Here is a 17,121-nt window from a genome sequence, read left to right on the forward strand (position 1 = left end):
GCCGTGCACGGATATGTGGCATACATCGTGCATCGTTATGGACAGCGCGCAGCAATGGTGCCGCGCGCAACGATTCAACGGGCAACGGCGCCCACCCACCCGGCCTTTATTGCCTGCCGGGCAGGTCTGTGGCCGGTGCCCTTCCATGCAGCGTGCCCAGACGGGTGGCCCGGTCCTCGATATCCGCGAGTACGGAGACTTCATGGCTACACAGCACGCGCGACTCAATCTGCTGAAACTGTCCGAACCCCGCATCCGTCTGCTGCACCTGAGCTGGATGGCGTTCTTTGTCAGCTTTGTGGTGTGGTTCTCCCATGCCCCGCTGATGGGCGAAATCCGCGAGGTGTTCGATCTGACCAGCGATCAGGTCAAGGCCCTCCTTATTCTTAATGTGGCCCTGACGATCCCCGCGCGGGTGGTGATCGGTTCACTGGTGGATCGCTTTGGTCCCCGGCGTGTGTTCGGCGGGCTGCTGATCATCGCCGCGTTGCCCTGCTGGGCGTTTGCGCTGTCCACGACCTACGAACAGCTTGCCGTGACCCGTCTGCTGCTCGGGTTTGTCGGCGCTGGATTCGTGGTCGGTATCCGCCTGATCAGTGAATGGTTTCCGGCCCGCGAAGTGGGCCTGGCAGAAGGCGTCTACGGCGGCTGGGGCAATTTCGGTTCCGCCGCCGCCGCCATGACGTTGCCAACCCTTGCGATGCTGTTCGGCGGCGAAAACGGCTGGCGCTGGGCCATTGCCAGCACCGGGCTGTTGTCCTGCATCTACGGGGTCATCTTTCTCTGGCGCGCGCGTAATACCCCGGCCGGCGCTTCCTATTTCCGCCCCAAGAAGGCCTCGGCCCTGGAAGTCAGCAGCCGTCGCGATCTCTACTTCTATATGGCCATGTGCGTGCCCCTGTACAGTGCGCTGCTGGTCATCGTCTGGCGACTGGGCCCGGGCCAGTTGGGCCTTTACGGCCTGAACGCGCAACTCGCGCTGGTGGCCATCATCGTGAGTCTGGCCATCGTGCAGCTCTGGCAAATCTGGCGCGTGAATCACGCACGCCTGCGCGAAGGCGTGCCACAACACGACCGCTACCGCTTCCGTCAGGTCGCCATTCTTGATCTTGCCTATATGGTGACCTTCGGCTCAGAACTGGCCGTGGTCTCCATGCTGCCGTTGTTCTTCATCGACACCTTCGCACTGAGTGCGGTGTTGGCCGGGGTCCTGGCCTCAGGCTTTGCCTTCATGAACCTGGTGGCCCGTCCGGGGGGCGGCTGGCTGTCTGACCGCTTTGGCCGCAAACGCTCCCTCAGCATCCTGCTCTGCGGCCTGATGCTCGGCTATGGCCTGATGAGCCAGATCGGTAGCACCTGGCCTCTGGTGCTGGCCGTCATGGCGACCATGTGTTGCTCGTTCTTCGTGCAGGCCGGCGAAGGCGCCGTGTTTGCCACCGTGCCCCTGATCAAACGCCGTCTGACCGGACAGATCTCTGGCATGGTCGGTGCTTATGGCAATGCCGGGGCGGTGTGCTTCCTGACCGTACTGACGTTTGTTGATCCGTCGGTCTTCTTCCTGGTGATCGCCGGTTGCGCTGCCGTGACCCTGGCGGCGGTACAGTGGCTTGACGAACCCCGCGGGCATATTGCCGAAGTGGATGAGAACGGTCAGGTCCAGTTGATCGAGGTAAGCTGATGACGAGTATGCCGGACATGGCGGATACCCTGGACGTGCCACAAGGCTCACCACCCGGCACACCCCAGGGCGCCACGCAAGACGCGGCCACCAGCAGCTTGCGTGTGCGCGTGGGCCAGTGCAGCGAGTGCGGCGTAAAACCGCATAATCAGGATGCTGTGGCGGTGCGCTTGCCGGCGGGCGAACCGCTGCGCACCAAGGGTCTTGTGGCGGCGCTGGCCGACGGCCTCAGCTCCGCCGAGGCCGGTCGTGAGGCGGCGGAGGCCTGCGTGCTCGGTTTTATCAATGACTACTACGCCACCCCGTCACTCTGGAGTGTGCCGCGCTCGGCCCAGCGCGTGCTGGAAGCGCTTAACCGCTGGCTATGCCGCCGCACGCTCGCCGGTGAAGATCACCTGTGCACCCTGTCGGTGCTGATTCTTCGCTCGCGACTGGCGCACCTGTTCCAGGTGGGCGATTCACGTATCTGGCGGCTGCGCGGGCGACAGCTGGAATGCCTGACCGAGGACCATAGCCGTCAGGCCGGTGGCCGGCGCCTGCTGACCCGCGCCATGGGCGGGGACACGCGGCTGGATGTCGATTACCGGCATTGCGATCTGCAACAGGGTGACATTTTTCTGCTGACCAGCGATGGCGTCCATGATGCCCTGCCCTGGCCCGTGATCGAGGACACCCTGCTCGGCTCGGAAAACCCGCAAGTGGCGGCCGACAACCTGGTGCGTTTTGCCCTGAATAATGGCAGCCGCGACAACGTCAGCTGCCAGGTGCTCGAAGTGATCAGCCTGCCGGATGCGAGCGCGGACGACGCTCTGGCCAGCCTGCGCGAGCTGCCCCTGCCGCCCCCCCTGGCACCAGGCATGCGCATTGACAACCTGACCGTCGTGCATGAACTCTACGCCAGTGCGCGCAGTCATCTTTATCTGGTGCGCGACGGTGAAGGGCAGCTCAGCGCCCTCAAGGCGCCGTCGATCAATCTGGAAGACGAACCGGAGGCACTCACCCGCTTTGCCCTGGAGGGCTGGATCGGAGCACGTCTGCGTAGCGCACATTTGCTCCGGCCGCTGCCACCGGAGGGCCCGCAGAGTTGCCTCTATCAGCGACTCGAATACATCGACGGCGTCACCTTGCGGCAGTGGCTGCGCGAACACCCCGATGCAGCGGTGGAAGAAAAGCTCTACCTCGCCGATCAACTGCTCAATGGCCTGCGTGCCCTGCACCGCGCCGATGTCATTCATGGCGACCTGAAACCGGACAACATCATGGTCGACCGCCACGGGCTGGTGAAACTGATCGACTTCGGCAGCTGCTATTGTCGCGGCCTGGATCAGCCGCCACCACCACTGCCGCTGGGAACACGACACTACACCGCACGTCATGTCAGCGCCGGCGCTGCACCCGATGAACGCGCAGACTTGTATGCCGCCGCCGTGATTATCCACGAAATGCTTACCGGCACCCTGCCCGACCCGGACAAACCCGCCCTGCGCCTGCAGCAACACAATGCCTTTGTGCCCATGTGGCTCAACCAGGCACTGCAACGTGCCCTGCACCCGGATGCCATCCCCTATGCCGATGCCGCCGAATTCCGGGCAGCACTGCGCAGCCCGGCCCATCATCCGGCGGTCATCACTTCGCAGCAACGCAACACCTTGCGCGCCTGGCAGGCCAGCACCGTGGTCCTGCTGCTGTTGCTGCTGCTCAGCCTCGCCTTGCATGTGTGACCCTGGCATGCGGCGTCGTCCTCGCTCATTTTTCGGGCATGGTTGCACCGGGATAACGCAACTCCGGTGCCACCTGCTCTCCTGCCAGCCAGGGAACGGACCTTTCGCTCACGCGTCGTAAGCCTCACAAGTCACTGATAAATATTTACTTATCCTGCGCATACCGCTGTCTGACCCGAGCCTTCCAGTAAAGCTGGCACACTTCCTGCTTTTATCCCTGTGTGCAACAGGATCAATGCGGGTCCTGTTTGCACAGGTCAATTTGTCGGGCAATGGCGCCCACACGTATTTCGGCTTCGGCCTGGTACGCGTGGGCGTTTTTTTTGGATTTTTTTTCGGGAACGGAAAGAGGGATACGTCATGAGCAAGGTACCGGGCCAGGCACAGGACAAGGCGTCACCGCTAAGCCACAGCGGCCAGCAACGCCGGGATTTTCTCAAGCAATCGGCAGCAGCGCTCGGCGGCGCCACGCTTGCTGCCCCGCTGCTGACAGGTCGGGCGCGGGCCAGTGCCGGCACGCCTGAAACACGCACGGCCAAGTTGGGTTTTATTGCGCTGACGGATGCTGCCCCGCTTTTTGTCGCAGCGGAAAAAGGTTTCTTTGCCAAGCACGGCATGCCCGATGTCGAGGTGCTCAAACAATCGTCCTGGGGCACCACGCGGGACAATCTGGTGCTGGGGTCGCGCCGTAACGGCATTGATGGTGCGCATATCCTGACGCCCATGCCCTACCTTATTTCCACCGGCGCCATGACGGCCAACAATCAGCCGACCCCGATGTATATTGTGGCCCGACTGAACCTGGCCGGGCAGTGCATTTCTGTGGGCCGGGAGTACGCCGATCTGAAAGTCGGCGTGGACACCACGGAGTTCGCCAGCGCGCTGGCCGCCAAACGTGCCCGGGGCGATGCCGTACGCGCGGCCATGACCTTTCCGGGCGGCACCCATGACCTGTGGATTCGTTACTGGCTGGCTGCCGGTGGCATTGATCCGAACAGCGATATTTCCACCATCGTGGTCCCACCCGCACAGATGGTGGCCAACATGCGCGTCGGCAGCATGGATACCTTCTGTGTCTGCGAACCGTGGAACGAACAGCTGATCCGCCAGAATATCGGCTACACCGCCAACACCACCGGCGAGCTGTGGCACAACCATCCGGAAAAAGCACTCGGCCTGCGCGCCGATTATGTCGAACAGAACCCCAATGCCACGAAAGCACTGATCAAGGCCGTCATGGAAGCGCAGATGTACTGCGAGCAACCGGAAAACATCGAAGAAGTGGCGCGCATCTGCTCACGCCGTCGCTGGATCAACGCACCCTATGACGACATCATCCAGCGCATGCAGGGTCACTTCGACTATGGCACCGGTCGTGTGGTGGAAAACAGTCCGCATCGCATGCGCTACTGGAATGATCAGGCATCCTACCCGTTCAAGAGCCATGACCTCTGGTTCCTGACAGAAAACATCCGCTGGGGCTATCTGCCCCGTGATCTGGATATGCAGGCCCTGGTGGACAGCGTCAATCGCGAAGACCTCTGGCGGGCCGCCGCGGCGGAACTGGGTATCGACAAGTCAGCGATCCCCGAAGGCACCTCACGCGGCAAGGAAACTTTTTTTGACGGCAAGGTGTTTGATCCTGAAAACCCGCTTGCTTACCTGGACACCCTGGCCATCAAGCGCATGCGCTGAGGCCCTGAACCGGAGATGCTGTCATGACGACTCACGCTTCTGTTTCTCCCCTGGCTTCCCTGGCCTCGCGTATGTCGGCGGCCAGCGACGTCTGGCCGCGCCTGCGCTATGTTTTGCTGGAGCGCATCCTGCCACCCGTACTGGTCACCACCGCGCTGCTGGTCATCTGGGAACTGCTGTGCCGTGGTGAAGGTGCGCTGCTGCCCGCGCCCAGTACCGTGGTCACAGACACCTGGGACCTGATCGTCAACCCCTTCTATGACTATGGCGGGAACGACGTCGGCATGGCCTGGCAGATCCTGGCCTCGCTGGAACGGGTGGCCTACGGCTATACCCTGGCGGTGTTTGCCGGTGTCGGACTGGGCGTGCTGATCGGCCAGTCTACCTGGGCGATGCGCGGCCTTGATCCGATCTTCCAGGTACTGCGCACCGTACCGCCCCTGGCCTGGCTGCCCATTTCCCTGGCCGGTTTCCAGGACAGCAACCCCTCGGCCATCTTCGTGATCTTCATTACCGCCATCTGGCCGATCATCATCAATACCTCGGTCGGCATCCGGAATATTCCCGAGGACTACCGCAACGTCTCGCGCGTGGTGCGTCTCAATGGCCACGAATATTTCCGCAAGATCATGTTACCGGCGGCCGCACCCTACATCTTCTCCGGGCTGCGCATTGGTGTGGGCCTGTCCTGGCTGGCGATTGTCGCCGCCGAAATGCTCATCGGTGGTGTCGGTATCGGCTTCTTTATCTGGGACGCCTGGAACGCCTCGCTCATCAGCGACATCGTTCTGGCACTGGTTTACGTCGGCATCGTCGGCTTCATGCTTGACCGGCTGGTAATGCTGGCAGGCAACTGGGTAACACGCGGAGAAGGAGGCAAATAATGAGCGCACATTATCTGACCATCGAGAATGTCGACAAGACCTTCGTCAAGGGCAAAACCAGCAGTCACGTGCTCGACAAGGTGAACCTCAAGGTCGACAAGGGCGAATACATCTCCATCATCGGCCATTCCGGTTGCGGCAAGTCCACGGTGCTGAATATCGTCGCCGGACTGCTGCCGGCCTCCTCCGGCGGGGTGATTCTGGATGGCGCGGAAGTCACTGCACCCGGACCGGATCGCGCGCTGGTGTTCCAGAACCATTCGCTGCTGCCCTGGCTGACGGTTTACGAGAACGTCGCCCTGGCCGTGAACAAGACGTTCCGCAAGACCATGAGCCGCGCCGAGCGTCACGAATGGATCTTGCACAATCTGGCCCTGGTGAACATGGGGCATGCTCTGGACAAGCGACCGGCGGAAATCTCCGGGGGTATGAAGCAGCGGGTCGGCATCGCCCGGGCGCTGGCCATGCAGCCCAAGGTGCTGCTGCTCGATGAACCCTTCGGCGCGCTGGACGCGCTGACCCGCGCTCACCTGCAGGATGAGGTCATGCGCATTCAGGGTGAGCTGCACAACACCGTACTCATGATCACCCACGACGTGGATGAAGCGGTGCTGCTGTCGGACCGTATCGTGATGATGACCAACGGCCCGTCGGCAACCATCGGTGAGATACTGAACATCGAATTGCCGCGCCCGCGGGACCGCATCGCCCTGGCCGATGACCCCCGGTACAACCATTACAGGCAGGAAGTGCTGCGATTCCTGTACGAAAAGCAGCGCAAACTGGAGAAAATCGATGCCCATCGAAACAGCCGCAAGGCCACGGACGGCGCCGCCTTCAAGGCAGCGGGAACATAAATCCTTCCGCTATATACCCCTGTTCGATTGACAGAACTCATGGGTTCTATCGTATCCTCGGGGCATGAGTTCTCCGCATGCCCCCGAGGTTACAATGCTGTCACTGGACGCCCTGCGCGCGAAAGTAGAAAACCAGAAGACCCTGATCCCGTCACTGTACGGTGATATCGATTTCTCCATGACGCCGGAACGCTTTACCGCCGACATCGCGGATACCTCACTGCTGCCGGCTGATTTTGCGCGCCGTTATCGTGCCGGCATCCTGGCTGACAGCGAACGCGTCGAACGCGCCCGACTCTACACGCTGCTCGGCGACAATGTGGCCGATGCCTATGCCGCGCTGGCACCGCAGTACGGCATGCGCAAACTGATCAACATGCTCAAGCAGGCCTGCGACGAAGGCGTGGAGAACGTGGAGGACGCGCCACAGGAACTGGTGAATTTCATCCGCGAAATGGAACAGGTGCCCGACTGGGTGGATATGGACCTGGTTCGCCAGGGCGCGCGCATCAGCCGCACCGTGATGGCCACCCTCAGCCCTTTTGCCATTCGCGGGGCCTTTATTGCCACCTTCATGAACAAGTATTCCGGCCTGCCCATGGCGCTGACCGGGGCGCTGTCCGGCCAGTCTGCGGTCCAGCGGGTCAACGAAACGGCCAGCTTCTTCACCACCGCCGCCCTGCCCGGCGCTCTGGAGCGCTACGGCCAGGGCTTCAAGGCCGCCGCCATGGTGCGGCTGATGCACTCGATGGTGCGCTTCAATATTCTCAAGCGCTCGAAAGTCTGGGACGTGGGCGTCTACGGGATTCCCATTCCCCAGGTGGACCAGATGCCGGCGGGCACCATTCCCGCGTTTCTCGCCGCCTTCAACACCGTGCGCAAGGGCAAGAAGGCATTCGGCCCCTCCGACCGTGCGGTTGCGGAACTGTGTCGCTACCAGAGTTATCTGCTGGGGCTGCCCGAGGATCTGCTGCCTGCCGACCCGCAGGACATTTTCGATGTGATGATCACCTACTCCGGCACCCTGCGTGACGGCTATGACGACGCCACCTGTGGCGAACTGGTGCGCGCCACCATGGGCGCCTACCGCCCCAGGGACAAGTCGTTGCGCAGTCGTATCTTCAACACCGCCGAGCGGGGCTTTGCGCGGGTTTTCTTCACCCGCACCTTCCTGCGTGGCGAATCCCGATCACGCGCGAGTCTGATGGGCGTCGAGCCGCGCCTGTTCGATTACGCCATGTTTGCCGCCAGCAGTCTGTATATCCTGCCGCAGATGCAGGCCCACGCCCTGCTGCGCCGTGTTCCCGTTGCCAACGAGATTGCCGACGCGTTCCTGATCCGCAAACTCAATCGCATGCTGGTGGAATACGGCCACGCGGAATATGTCACCGATGCCAGCCAGTATCGCGAACACGGCAGCAGCGAGACCCCCGCCAGAAAGAGCGCCTGACGCGTCAGTTGCCCAGCACATCGGCCATGGCCACCACGGCACGCGCTACTTCGATCAGACGCTTGCCCTGGTTCATGGCCATCTGCCGCAGCAGGCGATGGGCTTCGTCTTCCTGCAGCTTGCGATGTTTCATCAGCAACGCCTTGGCACGCTCCAGCACCTTGCGCTCTTCCAGCGCTTCGCGTGCCGCATTCAGTTCATCCTGCATGCGCTGCAGACGCTGCCCCTGGGTCTGCACCATCTCGATAATCGCCCGCCCCAGTTGCGGGCTGACGCCTTCGGTGTCATACCGCTCCGGCGTCTCACCCTGCCCGTCCGCACTGCTGCCGGTGGCACAGAACACCATGAAAGACTCCCCTTGCCCGTCATCGGCATCCAGCAGTTGTTCGATCAGTGACTGATGGCGGGCCAGCCGCTCACGGGCTTCATGCAGTTTTTCTTCACACAGGCTTTGCAGGCGCTGCTCAAGATGGTCTTCCACCCGCTTCATGGCATCGATGCGTTCTGTGGTCACCTGGAACCAGCGATCTGCCTGTTCTGCTGTCAGCGACGACGGCAACAGCCCGGTGCAGGCCATGCGCCGGAAACGCTCGACCTCCGCCTGGTCGGTGCCCGCCAGCAGCGCCTGCCAGAGCGCCACGCTGTCCGGGTCGGCAAAGCCGGTGAAGATTTCGAAACAGCGCTCCTGTGCCTCGATCAGGTGCTGCATGCGCCGCGCCTGCTCGATATCGAATTCACCCCGGGCGAACCCGGCCGCACCCACCGCCCGTTCCTGACCGGCCGTTTCCTTGCCCTGCATCAGGTTGAACATGGCCACCAGCATCGCCGAGATGGTCGGGTCCATGGCGCTGTCTGCAGCCTCGAACACCACAGCCAGCAAGGCACGCACCAGTTCGCTGTATTGATGAACGGCCTGTTCGGGTGCGAGTTTCAATGCCCGTACCCGGGCGCGCATGGCCGACAGATCACCCAGCACATGCACAGCATGGGCGATGCGGCTGAACAGACGCGCACCACCCTGCACTCCGCTGGTGCGCGTGCCGACCTGTTTCAGTGCAGAAAAGAAGCCCTGCATGGCGCCATCGGCGTCCGCGCTCAGTGCCTGGAGCTGGTGGGCAAAGCGCTCGCCATCAGACCCCAGGAACACGTTGGACGCGCCGCGCTCGCGCTGCAGGGCATGGACCAGGTTGCTGATCGCCGCCACCAGCTGCCCCATGCGCAGAAAGTGCGCGAGACCGTCGATCTCGCACTGTTTGGATGCAATCAGAAAATCGGTGGCGCAGGGGCGCGCGCTATCCGCTTCGGACATGGGCAGTCCCTCCTGGGGAGCGTGAATGCAAGGATCACGCCATACGCAGCCTGGCAGCGCTCCGGGGCTCAGGATTCGGCGCGCGGGTCCTGCCCCAGATGGGCACGCCCCCGCTGCCGCGCCAGTTCGATCTGTTTCTGGCGCTCGGCAAAACGCGCCTTCTGCTCGTCGGTCAACTGGTCATGGCAGTGCGGGCAGGCCACGCCCGGCTGGTAGAGAGGAGACGCCTTGTCGTCGGCGGAAATCGGACGGCGACAGGCATGGCACTGATCGAAACTGCCCGGGCGCAGGCGGTGGTCCACGGTGACGCGTTCGTCAAACACGAAGCATTCGCCCTGCCACAGCGACGTGTCTTCAGGCACGTCCTCCAGATATTTCAGGATACCGCCCTGCAGGTGGTAAACCTCATCAAAGCCCTGCTCTTTCAGAAACGCCGTGGATTTCTCACAGCGAATGCCGCCGGTGCAGAACATGGCAACCTTCTTGTGTTTTGCCGGGTCCAGATGGGTGCGCACGTATTCCGGGAATTCGCGGAAGCTGGTGGTTTCCGGATTCACCGCGCCCTTGAAGGTTCCCACAGCCACTTCGTAGTCGTTACGCGTATCGATCAACAGCACCTCGGGATCGCTGATCAGCGCGTTCCAGTCCTTCGGCTGCACGTAGGTACCCACCACATGGCGCGGGTCAATGCCTTCCACCCCCATGGTCACGATTTCGCGCTTGAGCTTGACCTTGGTGCGCAGGAACGGGTGCGCATCGGTGTAGCTTTCCTTGTGTTCGATCTGCGTCAGCGCCGGCTCCTGCGCCAGCCAGTCCAGCAGAGCATCCACGCCTTCACGCGACCCGGAGACGGTACCGTTGATGCCCTCCACCGCCAGCAACAGGGTGCCGCGCACCTCCAGGCGTTTCATTTCCGCGAGCAACGGCTGTTGCAACGCCTCGAAATGCGGCAGACGAACAAACTTGTAGAGTGCAGCGACAACGATCTGTGACATGGCGTTCGGTAACCTGACCTTCTCTAATCTGACAATATGCTCTGTAGCAAACGGATCAACCGGCCTTGCTGCCCCCACGGCACTGGGGCGAGGCCGCCGTTTCCCCACCGCGCGCCGTCCATTCCTCCGGGGTGAGGGTGTGCAGGGCCAGCGCATGCACCGGCCCCGCCATTTCTTCGCTGACCAGCGCATAAATGCGCTGATGACGTCGCACCAGCGACAACCCCTCGAAATCCGGCGATACCACCACCAGACGAAAATGGGATTCCGCAGCCGGACCACTGTGCAGGTGGCTTTCATTTTCCAGTGACAAGTGTGCCACGGCCAGGCCATCTCGAACCTTGCGCTCGATCAATGCAGCGACTGACATGATCATCCACTCTTGCTGATGCGGGGCGCCATGATACGCCGGTTGCCTTCAGGCTGCATCGTCCCGCTGACCCGGCACCTCTATCACCTCTGCCCAGAAGGCCTCCAGGGGCGCATCGATCAGCGGCCCCTGACCAGCCTGTCGCTCCCCGGCCTCACGACCAAAGTGCTGCGCCTCGGCACGCCGTGCCCAGTCTGCCCAGCCCGGCTGGCCGCTGCGGGCGAAATCACCCCAGGCCTGTTGCACCCGCCCACTCAACGCGGCCGCCTCAGCCCCGCCTCCGGTGAACAGCTGGCCCACCGGCGTGTCGGTGATGCCGAACACGAACGGCACATCCGAGACATGGCAGGCCCCCAGCGGCAACCCGAACGCCGTGGTTTCCCAGGTAAACTCGAAGCCCCAGGCCGCACCGCCCGCAGCCACCTGCGCATCGAGCAGACGGCGGGTGGGTACGCGGAACAACCGGTCCGACTCCATGGCGCTGAAGATATCCAGATCGCAACGTTGCGGGTGGGGGGCCACATGAGCCCGATACAGCTCAAAGGCCTGTTCGCCACGCCCGGGCAAGGCGCGCTCGAATCGACGGCGGATTTCAGCCCCATCCAGTTCCCGCAACCGCTCCATACCGACACCGCCATTGAAGGGCGGCGCATACTGGAACAGATGCCATTCATCCCGGCAGGTGCCGGCCATTATCTGCTTGTCGCGCGCACTGCCCGCTGCGATGGCGTCCACCGGACGGTACGGCAAAAGCCCGGCATCAATAACCGGCAAGAAGGTCATACCAAACTGCGGCGTGCTCTCTCGCAGGCCGCGCCGTACCACACACTTCACGGCCTCCCGCTGGGCACGCACCACATCCTTCGCGGTGGCATGGCGCAGCTTGTCAGCGGCACTGCCGTTGCCCGGCAGACCGGCCACCAGACGCTCGGCCACCAGACTGGCGTCATCCGGCGCCAACACCATATCGCCAGCGCCGGATTGCAGGATCGCGCGCTGAAACAGCGACGCCGCCTCGGGCGCTGCCAGCAGCGTCGCCACACTGAACGCGCCCGCCGATTCGCCGAATATCGTCACCTTCTCCGGGTCGCCGCCAAAGGCAGCGATATTGATGCGCACCCATTCCAGCGCCGCGATCTGGTCGCGCAGCCCGAGATTGCTTTCCGCCTCCAGGGACGGCGCGATATCCGCGAACCAGCCGAACCCCCAGGCCCCCAGACGGTAGGCGGCATTCACCACAATCACCTGCTGTGAGCGGGCCAGTTGCTCGCCGTTATACAGCAGTTGCGATGGCGACCCAGCCAGATAGCCGCCGCCATGAAACCAGACCATGACCGGGAACGGGCCGTCACCTTCCGGCACCCACAGATTGACTGCCAGACAATCGTCACCGATCTCGTCGACGCCCATCAGCGGGTTCTTTTCCTGCCAGGTGGCCACGGCAAAGCGGTCTGCCGCACGCACGCCCTGCCAGGGCTGCACCGGCTGCGGACCACGAAAGCGTGCCGCGCCAGTGGCCGGAGCCGCATAGGGAATACCGCGATACTCGGTGCAGCCTTCACGGGCCAGCCCACTGACCTGACCGCTGCTGATGTCCACCTGCCTCATACCTTCTCCTGAAAATTCCTGACACCTGTTTAATTGTCGGACAGCAGAAACAAAAGTGTCAGGAATGACTGCCTACACTTGCCGCTGTCCTCATGGAGCCACAGGACCTGCTGCCGGGGACCTTAACCTGACATCCAGTATCTGCAAAGGAGCTTGATAATGCCCCAGTTGAACAAGGAAAGCCTTGACCAGGCCCGTGAAGAACTCACTGCCGCCCGCGACAAGGCCATCAAGGCCCTGCGTGGCGCCGTCAGCCGCGCCGAGCAGCGTGGTAATGACCTGTTCCAGGAGCTGGTGAAAGCTGGCGAGGCGCTGCAAAAAGAGCGCGCCAAGGCGCAGAGCAAGGTACAAGGCAAGGTCAAGGCTCAGAAAGCCAGCGCGGAAAGCACCCTGGACACCCTGCGCCAGCGCACCGCCGAACTGCTCGGCCTGCCGACCCGCGACGACGTTGACGCCCTGAACAAGAAGCTCAACAGCCTGACCCGCAAGGTCCGCAAGATCGAAAAAGCCACTGCCGACGCCTGATGTCGGTGCATGACCCCGGCCACGGCCGGGGTCATGCTATTGACACATCTACAGCGCTTCCGTTGACTATGCGGTCTGACTCCTCGGGCTGCATTGCATGAATAATCCGAACAACATCCGCCCCGGCACCCTCACGGTGGCGTCTTACTGGATCGAATACCTGCTGGATGCCGCGCTGCACCTGGGCTGCGATCTCAGTGGCGACCTGCTGCGCCTGGGCATCACCGAAGAGCAACTGGAGCAGCCCCACGCCCGTGTGGCCCTGCGCACCGAACAGGCCCTGTTGCAGGCGGCCGTGAGCCGCACCGCCGACCCCTGCTTCGGCTTGCACATGGGCGAAATGATCCGCCCCCGCTTCATGGGGGAACTCGGCTACGCCACCATGTCCAGCGCCAACCTGCGTCAGGCGCTGGAGCTCACCATCCCCTTCCAGCGCGTGACCAACGAGTTGATGACCCTGGATGTTGAACGTGAAGACAACCGGCTGATCCTGATGTGGGAGGCGATCCTGCCGGATCAGCCGGATAATCACCATCGGGTCGAAGCCCTGTGCGCCGGGGCGGTGACCTTCGGCCGCTGGATTACCGGCACCAGTGAGAATCCGGAGTCCGTGCACTTCCAGCATGCCGCCCCCGAAGACCTGAGCGAATACCAGCGCATCTTCCGCTGCCCGGTGCATTTCAACGCGCCACACAACGCCGTGATTCTGGACAAGCGCCTGCTGGATCTGCCGATTCGCGACGCCGACCCGGAAGTGCACCGCATCATGCGCCAGCGGGTGCATCAGGCGATGACCCAGTTCATGGCCCGCGACAACCTGCTGGACCAGGTGCGTGCCGAGATCCAGCGGCAACTGCTGGACGGCACCCCGCAACTGGAAAGCGTGGCCGAGGCCATGAACGTGAAACCCTGGACCCTGCGCCGCCGGTTGCGCGCCGAGGAAGCCGACTTCACTACCCTGCTGGATGACGAGCGCAAGGCGCTGGCCACCGACTGGCTGATCAACAGCGACCGACCCGTCAGCCAGATCGCCGCCGACCTGGGCTACTCCGAACAGAGTGCCTTCAATCGGGCCTTCCGCCGCTGGTTTGCCTGTACCCCGGTGGCCTATCGTCAGCAGCACCGGGGCTGAGCCAGGCCCGTTTGCTCTGCACCAGCGTCAGGCCCGCCGCAAACCCCTGCATCAAAGGCCGATGCAGGCCCAGCCGCAATAACGCGTATCCGCCCGGCAAGGTGCGATAGAAGGCCCGGGCCAGATGGCGCGTTACCCGCAGTTCACGACGCCAGCTGCTCATCAGCGCCTGATACCGGGCGGCAACCTCCGGCACCCCCTGCGGGGCCCCGAGCAGGGCCGCCGCCGCCATTTGTCCACTCAGCAAGGCCCCGTAAATCCCCTCGCCCAGCAAAGCCTCGGCCATACCGGCGGCATCCCCCGCAAACAACACCCGCCCGGCAGTGATGCGGCGCTGATCGCCGTTGACCGGAATCGGGTAGCCCTGGATACCGGTGAGTGCGTCACTGCCCAGACGCCGCCGGGCATAGTCCAGCAAACGCTCGCGGCTGACACCGTGGCGCTGCCCGTTGCGGCTGTAAAGCCCGACGTTGACGTGATCGCCTTTGGGAAAGAGCCAGCCGTATCCCCCCGGCTGATCGGCAAAATCCAGCTGCATGCCCGGCCATTCGGCCCCGCACTGCGCACGGTCCAGCAATCCCTCGATGGCCACCGCCGCGACGCCCCGGGGTTGCCCGAGCAGCATCCGCCGCACCGGCGAATGCGCGCCATCAGCCGCGATCAGCCAGCGGCCCCGGAACACCTGGCCGTCCTTGCCGGTGACGCTCACTCCGTCGCCATGCTGCGCCACCCGCGCCAACCCGTGCAGCGTGGCCGCTTGCACGCCCGCTGCCACCGCCGCCTCCCGATGCCATTGATCCAGTTCCGGCCGATGGGTCATCAGGCAAACCGTGGAGGCTGCGCTGAAACGATCCGGCCAGCGACCGGCATGGCTCATGTCGATCGCACAGACGGTTTCACGAACCACCGGCGTAATATCAATACGAAAACGCTGCAGCGCCTTGATCGTGACCCCGCCGGCGCAGGGCTTGCTGGCGCTGCCGTCGGGGCGATCCAGCATCAGCACCGACAGGCCACCGCGCACCAGATCCAGCCCCGCCGCCACGCCCGCAGGCCCGGCACCGACAATCAGTACGTCCGCATCCAACACAGCAGGCATGGCATCATCCTGAGTCCACAAGGCACGAAAACCGCAGTGTGCGTGGCCTCGGCGCCGAGGTCCATGACCGCGACAAGGCGGCGCATGGCCTGCACGGCATTCCCCGCCGAAAGTCCAACCCCGGCACAGGCCCCTGCCCCGTGCCATGCGCGCGCGACTCGACTATAATGCGCCCCCTCACCGGGTCATCGCCGTCCAGCTCACAAGGCCGGATGTCGCCGGAAGACTCATCTATCTAGGAGACTGTTCATGAAAGCACCCGTACGCGTCGCGGTCACCGGCGCCGCAGGCCAGATCAGCTATTCCCTGCTGTTCCGCATTGCCTCCGGCGACATGCTCGGCAAGGATCAACCCGTTATCCTGCAACTGCTGGAGATCACCCCGGCCCTGGAAGCGCTGAAAGGCGTGGCCATGGAACTGGATGACTGCGCCTTCCCGCTGCTGGCCGGCATCGTGCAGACCGACGATCCGATGGTCGCCTTCAAGGACGCCCAATATGCCCTGCTGGTGGGCGCGCGTCCGCGTGGCCCGGGCATGGAGCGCAAGGACCTGCTGGAAGCCAACGCCGCCATCTTCTCGACCCAGGGCAAGGCCATCAATGCCGTCGCCAGCCGTGACATCAAGGTGCTGGTGGTCGGCAACCCGGCCAACACCAACGCCCTGATTGCCCAGCGCAACGCGCCGGACATCAACCCGCGTCAGTTCACCGCCATGACCCGTCTGGACCACAACCGCGCCATGGCGCAACTGGCCCAGAAGACCGGCACCACCGTGAACGACATCAAGAAGATGACCATCTGGGGCAACCACTCCTCGACCCAGTATCCGGATCTGCACCACGCCGAAGTCAACGGCAAGACCGCCATCGATCTGGTCGAGCAGGACTGGTACACCGGCAGCTACATCCCGGACGTGCAGCAGCGTGGCGCCGCCATCATCAAGGCCCGCGGTGCGTCCTCCGCTGCCTCCGCGGCCAGTTCTGCCGTGGACCACATGCGCTCCTGGGCGCTGGGCACCGCTGAGGGCGACTGGGTCTCCATGGGTATCTACAGCGATGGCTCCTACGGCATCGAGGAAGGCCTGATCTACTCCTTCCCCTGCACCTGCAAGAACGGCGACTGGGCTATCGTCCAGGGCCTGGACGTCAACGATTTCTCCCGCGAGCGTATGCTGGCGACCGAGAAAGAGCTGGCTGAAGAACGTGATGCTGTGAAGCATCTGCTGCCGTAATCATCTTTTCAGGCAGTATGAAAAAGCGGGGCCATTGGCCCCGCTTTTTTTATGCCGGGGCCAGAGACCCCGGGCGATATGTTCAGGCCAGTGCCTGCGGTGAGGTAATGATGCCGTTATTGTCGGCATAGACAAACTGCCCCGGCTCGAAGGTGACGCCGCCGAAGCAGACCGGAATATTCAATTGGCCTTCACCCCGCCGCACGCTCTTGATGGGTACACAGCCCAGCGTCATGACGCCGATATCCAGCGTGGCCAGAGCATCCACATCGCGGCAGGCGCCGTAAATAATCACCCCTTCCCAGCCGTTTTCCACGGCATTCTCGGCGATCATGTCGCCGATCAGGGCGTTGCGCAGCGAGCCGCCGCCATCCACGACCAGTACCTTGCCAGTGCCGGGGGTGGCCAGGTGTTCCTTGATACGGCTGTTGTCTTCGAAACATTTCACGGTCTGGATTTCGCCGGCGAAGGCATTGCGGCCACCGAAGTGGCGCCAGTTCAGGCCGGTAACCACCGACACTTTTTCGGCATGATCATCACACAGATCACAGGTTACAAACGTCACGGG

The 17,121-nt window shown here is 63.1% G+C and carries 15 protein-coding genes; 9 read left to right on the forward strand and 6 right to left on the reverse strand.

Annotated features, from left to right (window positions below; all coding sequences use genetic code 11):
- Window positions 1-202 precede the first annotated feature (202 nt).
- The 6 genes from DKW65_RS07635 (at window position 203) to DKW65_RS07660 (ending at window position 8,285) form a co-directional block, all read left to right on the forward strand.
- Window positions 203-1,678 carry a NarK family nitrate/nitrite MFS transporter gene (locus DKW65_RS07635; protein WP_111657570.1) on the forward strand — a complete coding sequence of 492 codons (1,476 nt, stop codon included), beginning with the start codon at window positions 203-205 and terminating at the stop codon, window positions 1,676-1,678.
- Window positions 1,678-3,399, forward strand: coding sequence for a bifunctional protein-serine/threonine kinase/phosphatase (locus tag DKW65_RS07640; RefSeq protein WP_245932427.1), 1,722 nt, complete (start codon window positions 1,678-1,680; stop codon window positions 3,397-3,399). Before DKW65_RS07635 ends, DKW65_RS07640 begins: the two co-directional genes overlap by 1 nt.
- Window positions 3,400-3,759: 360 nt before the next feature.
- Window positions 3,760-5,094 carry a CmpA/NrtA family ABC transporter substrate-binding protein gene (locus DKW65_RS07645; protein WP_111656689.1) on the forward strand — a complete coding sequence of 445 codons (1,335 nt, stop codon included), beginning with the start codon at window positions 3,760-3,762 and terminating at the stop codon, window positions 5,092-5,094.
- A 23-nt stretch (window positions 5,095-5,117) separates the two neighbouring features.
- Entirely contained in the window at window positions 5,118-5,978 is an 861-nt protein-coding gene (gene ntrB / locus DKW65_RS07650; RefSeq protein WP_111656690.1) for a nitrate ABC transporter permease, read from the forward strand.
- Window positions 5,978-6,835 (forward strand): ABC transporter ATP-binding protein, encoded by an 858-nt coding sequence (locus tag DKW65_RS07655; RefSeq protein WP_111656691.1) that lies wholly within the window; start codon window positions 5,978-5,980, stop codon window positions 6,833-6,835. The genes ntrB and DKW65_RS07655 overlap by 1 nt, the downstream gene beginning before the upstream one ends.
- Before the next feature lie 94 nt (window positions 6,836-6,929).
- Window positions 6,930-8,285: an oxygenase MpaB family protein gene (locus DKW65_RS07660; protein ID WP_111656692.1), complete on the forward strand. Its 1,356-nt coding sequence runs from the start codon at window positions 6,930-6,932 to the stop codon at window positions 8,283-8,285.
- A 4-nt stretch (window positions 8,286-8,289) separates the two neighbouring features.
- Here the strand turns inward: DKW65_RS07660 and DKW65_RS07665 are convergent, their stop codons facing one another.
- The 4 genes from DKW65_RS07665 to DKW65_RS07680 all read right to left on the reverse strand — a co-directional run bounded on the left by DKW65_RS07665 (window position 8,290) and on the right by DKW65_RS07680 (window position 12,567).
- Window positions 8,290-9,594 carry a nitrate regulatory protein gene (locus tag DKW65_RS07665; RefSeq protein ID WP_111656693.1) on the reverse strand — a complete coding sequence of 435 codons (1,305 nt, stop codon included), beginning with the start codon at window positions 9,592-9,594 and terminating at the stop codon, window positions 8,290-8,292.
- A 68-nt stretch (window positions 9,595-9,662) separates the two neighbouring features.
- On the reverse strand, window positions 9,663-10,589 hold the full coding sequence (gene trhO, locus DKW65_RS07670; RefSeq protein ID WP_111656694.1) for an oxygen-dependent tRNA uridine(34) hydroxylase TrhO: 927 nt from the start codon (window positions 10,587-10,589) through the stop codon (window positions 9,663-9,665).
- 55 nt (window positions 10,590-10,644) lie between these two features.
- Window positions 10,645-10,959: a BolA family protein gene (locus DKW65_RS07675; RefSeq protein WP_111657572.1), complete on the reverse strand. Its 315-nt coding sequence runs from the start codon at window positions 10,957-10,959 to the stop codon at window positions 10,645-10,647.
- Between the two features lie 48 nt (window positions 10,960-11,007).
- Window positions 11,008-12,567, reverse strand: a complete 1,560-nt coding sequence (locus DKW65_RS07680) for a carboxylesterase/lipase family protein (RefSeq protein ID WP_111656695.1) — start codon at window positions 12,565-12,567, stop codon at window positions 11,008-11,010.
- A 159-nt stretch (window positions 12,568-12,726) separates the two neighbouring features.
- Between DKW65_RS07680 and DKW65_RS07685 the strand changes: the two genes are divergently transcribed.
- Together DKW65_RS07685 and DKW65_RS07690 are read left to right on the forward strand one after the other, a co-directional pair.
- The gene (locus tag DKW65_RS07685) at window positions 12,727-13,092 is read left to right on the forward strand and encodes a phasin family protein (protein WP_111656696.1); all 366 of its coding nucleotides are present in this window, start codon (window positions 12,727-12,729) and stop codon (window positions 13,090-13,092) included.
- A gap of 97 nt (window positions 13,093-13,189) precedes the next feature.
- Window positions 13,190-14,224: an AraC family transcriptional regulator gene (locus DKW65_RS07690; RefSeq protein ID WP_111656697.1), complete on the forward strand. Its 1,035-nt coding sequence runs from the start codon at window positions 13,190-13,192 to the stop codon at window positions 14,222-14,224.
- On the opposite strand, the gene DKW65_RS07695 is transcribed toward DKW65_RS07690, so the two are convergent.
- Window positions 14,157-15,323 carry a geranylgeranyl reductase family protein gene (locus tag DKW65_RS07695; RefSeq protein ID WP_245932428.1) on the reverse strand — a complete coding sequence of 389 codons (1,167 nt, stop codon included), beginning with the start codon at window positions 15,321-15,323 and terminating at the stop codon, window positions 14,157-14,159. The genes DKW65_RS07690 and DKW65_RS07695 overlap by 68 nt on opposite strands.
- 249 nt (window positions 15,324-15,572) lie before the next feature.
- On the opposite strand from DKW65_RS07695, the gene DKW65_RS07700 reads away from it, so the two are divergent.
- Window positions 15,573-16,553 carry a malate dehydrogenase gene (locus tag DKW65_RS07700; protein WP_111656698.1) on the forward strand — a complete coding sequence of 327 codons (981 nt, stop codon included), beginning with the start codon at window positions 15,573-15,575 and terminating at the stop codon, window positions 16,551-16,553.
- Window positions 16,554-16,635: 82 nt separating this feature from the next.
- On the opposite strand, the gene rraA is transcribed toward DKW65_RS07700, so the two are convergent.
- A complete protein-coding gene (gene rraA / locus DKW65_RS07705; RefSeq protein WP_111656699.1) occupies window positions 16,636-17,118 on the reverse strand; it encodes a ribonuclease E activity regulator RraA in 483 nt (160 codons plus the stop codon).
- Window positions 17,119-17,121: the final 3 nt, after the last annotated feature.

The organism is Isoalcanivorax indicus, from assembly GCF_003259185.1.
Taxonomy (GTDB): Bacteria; Pseudomonadota; Gammaproteobacteria; order Pseudomonadales; family Alcanivoracaceae; genus Isoalcanivorax; species Isoalcanivorax indicus.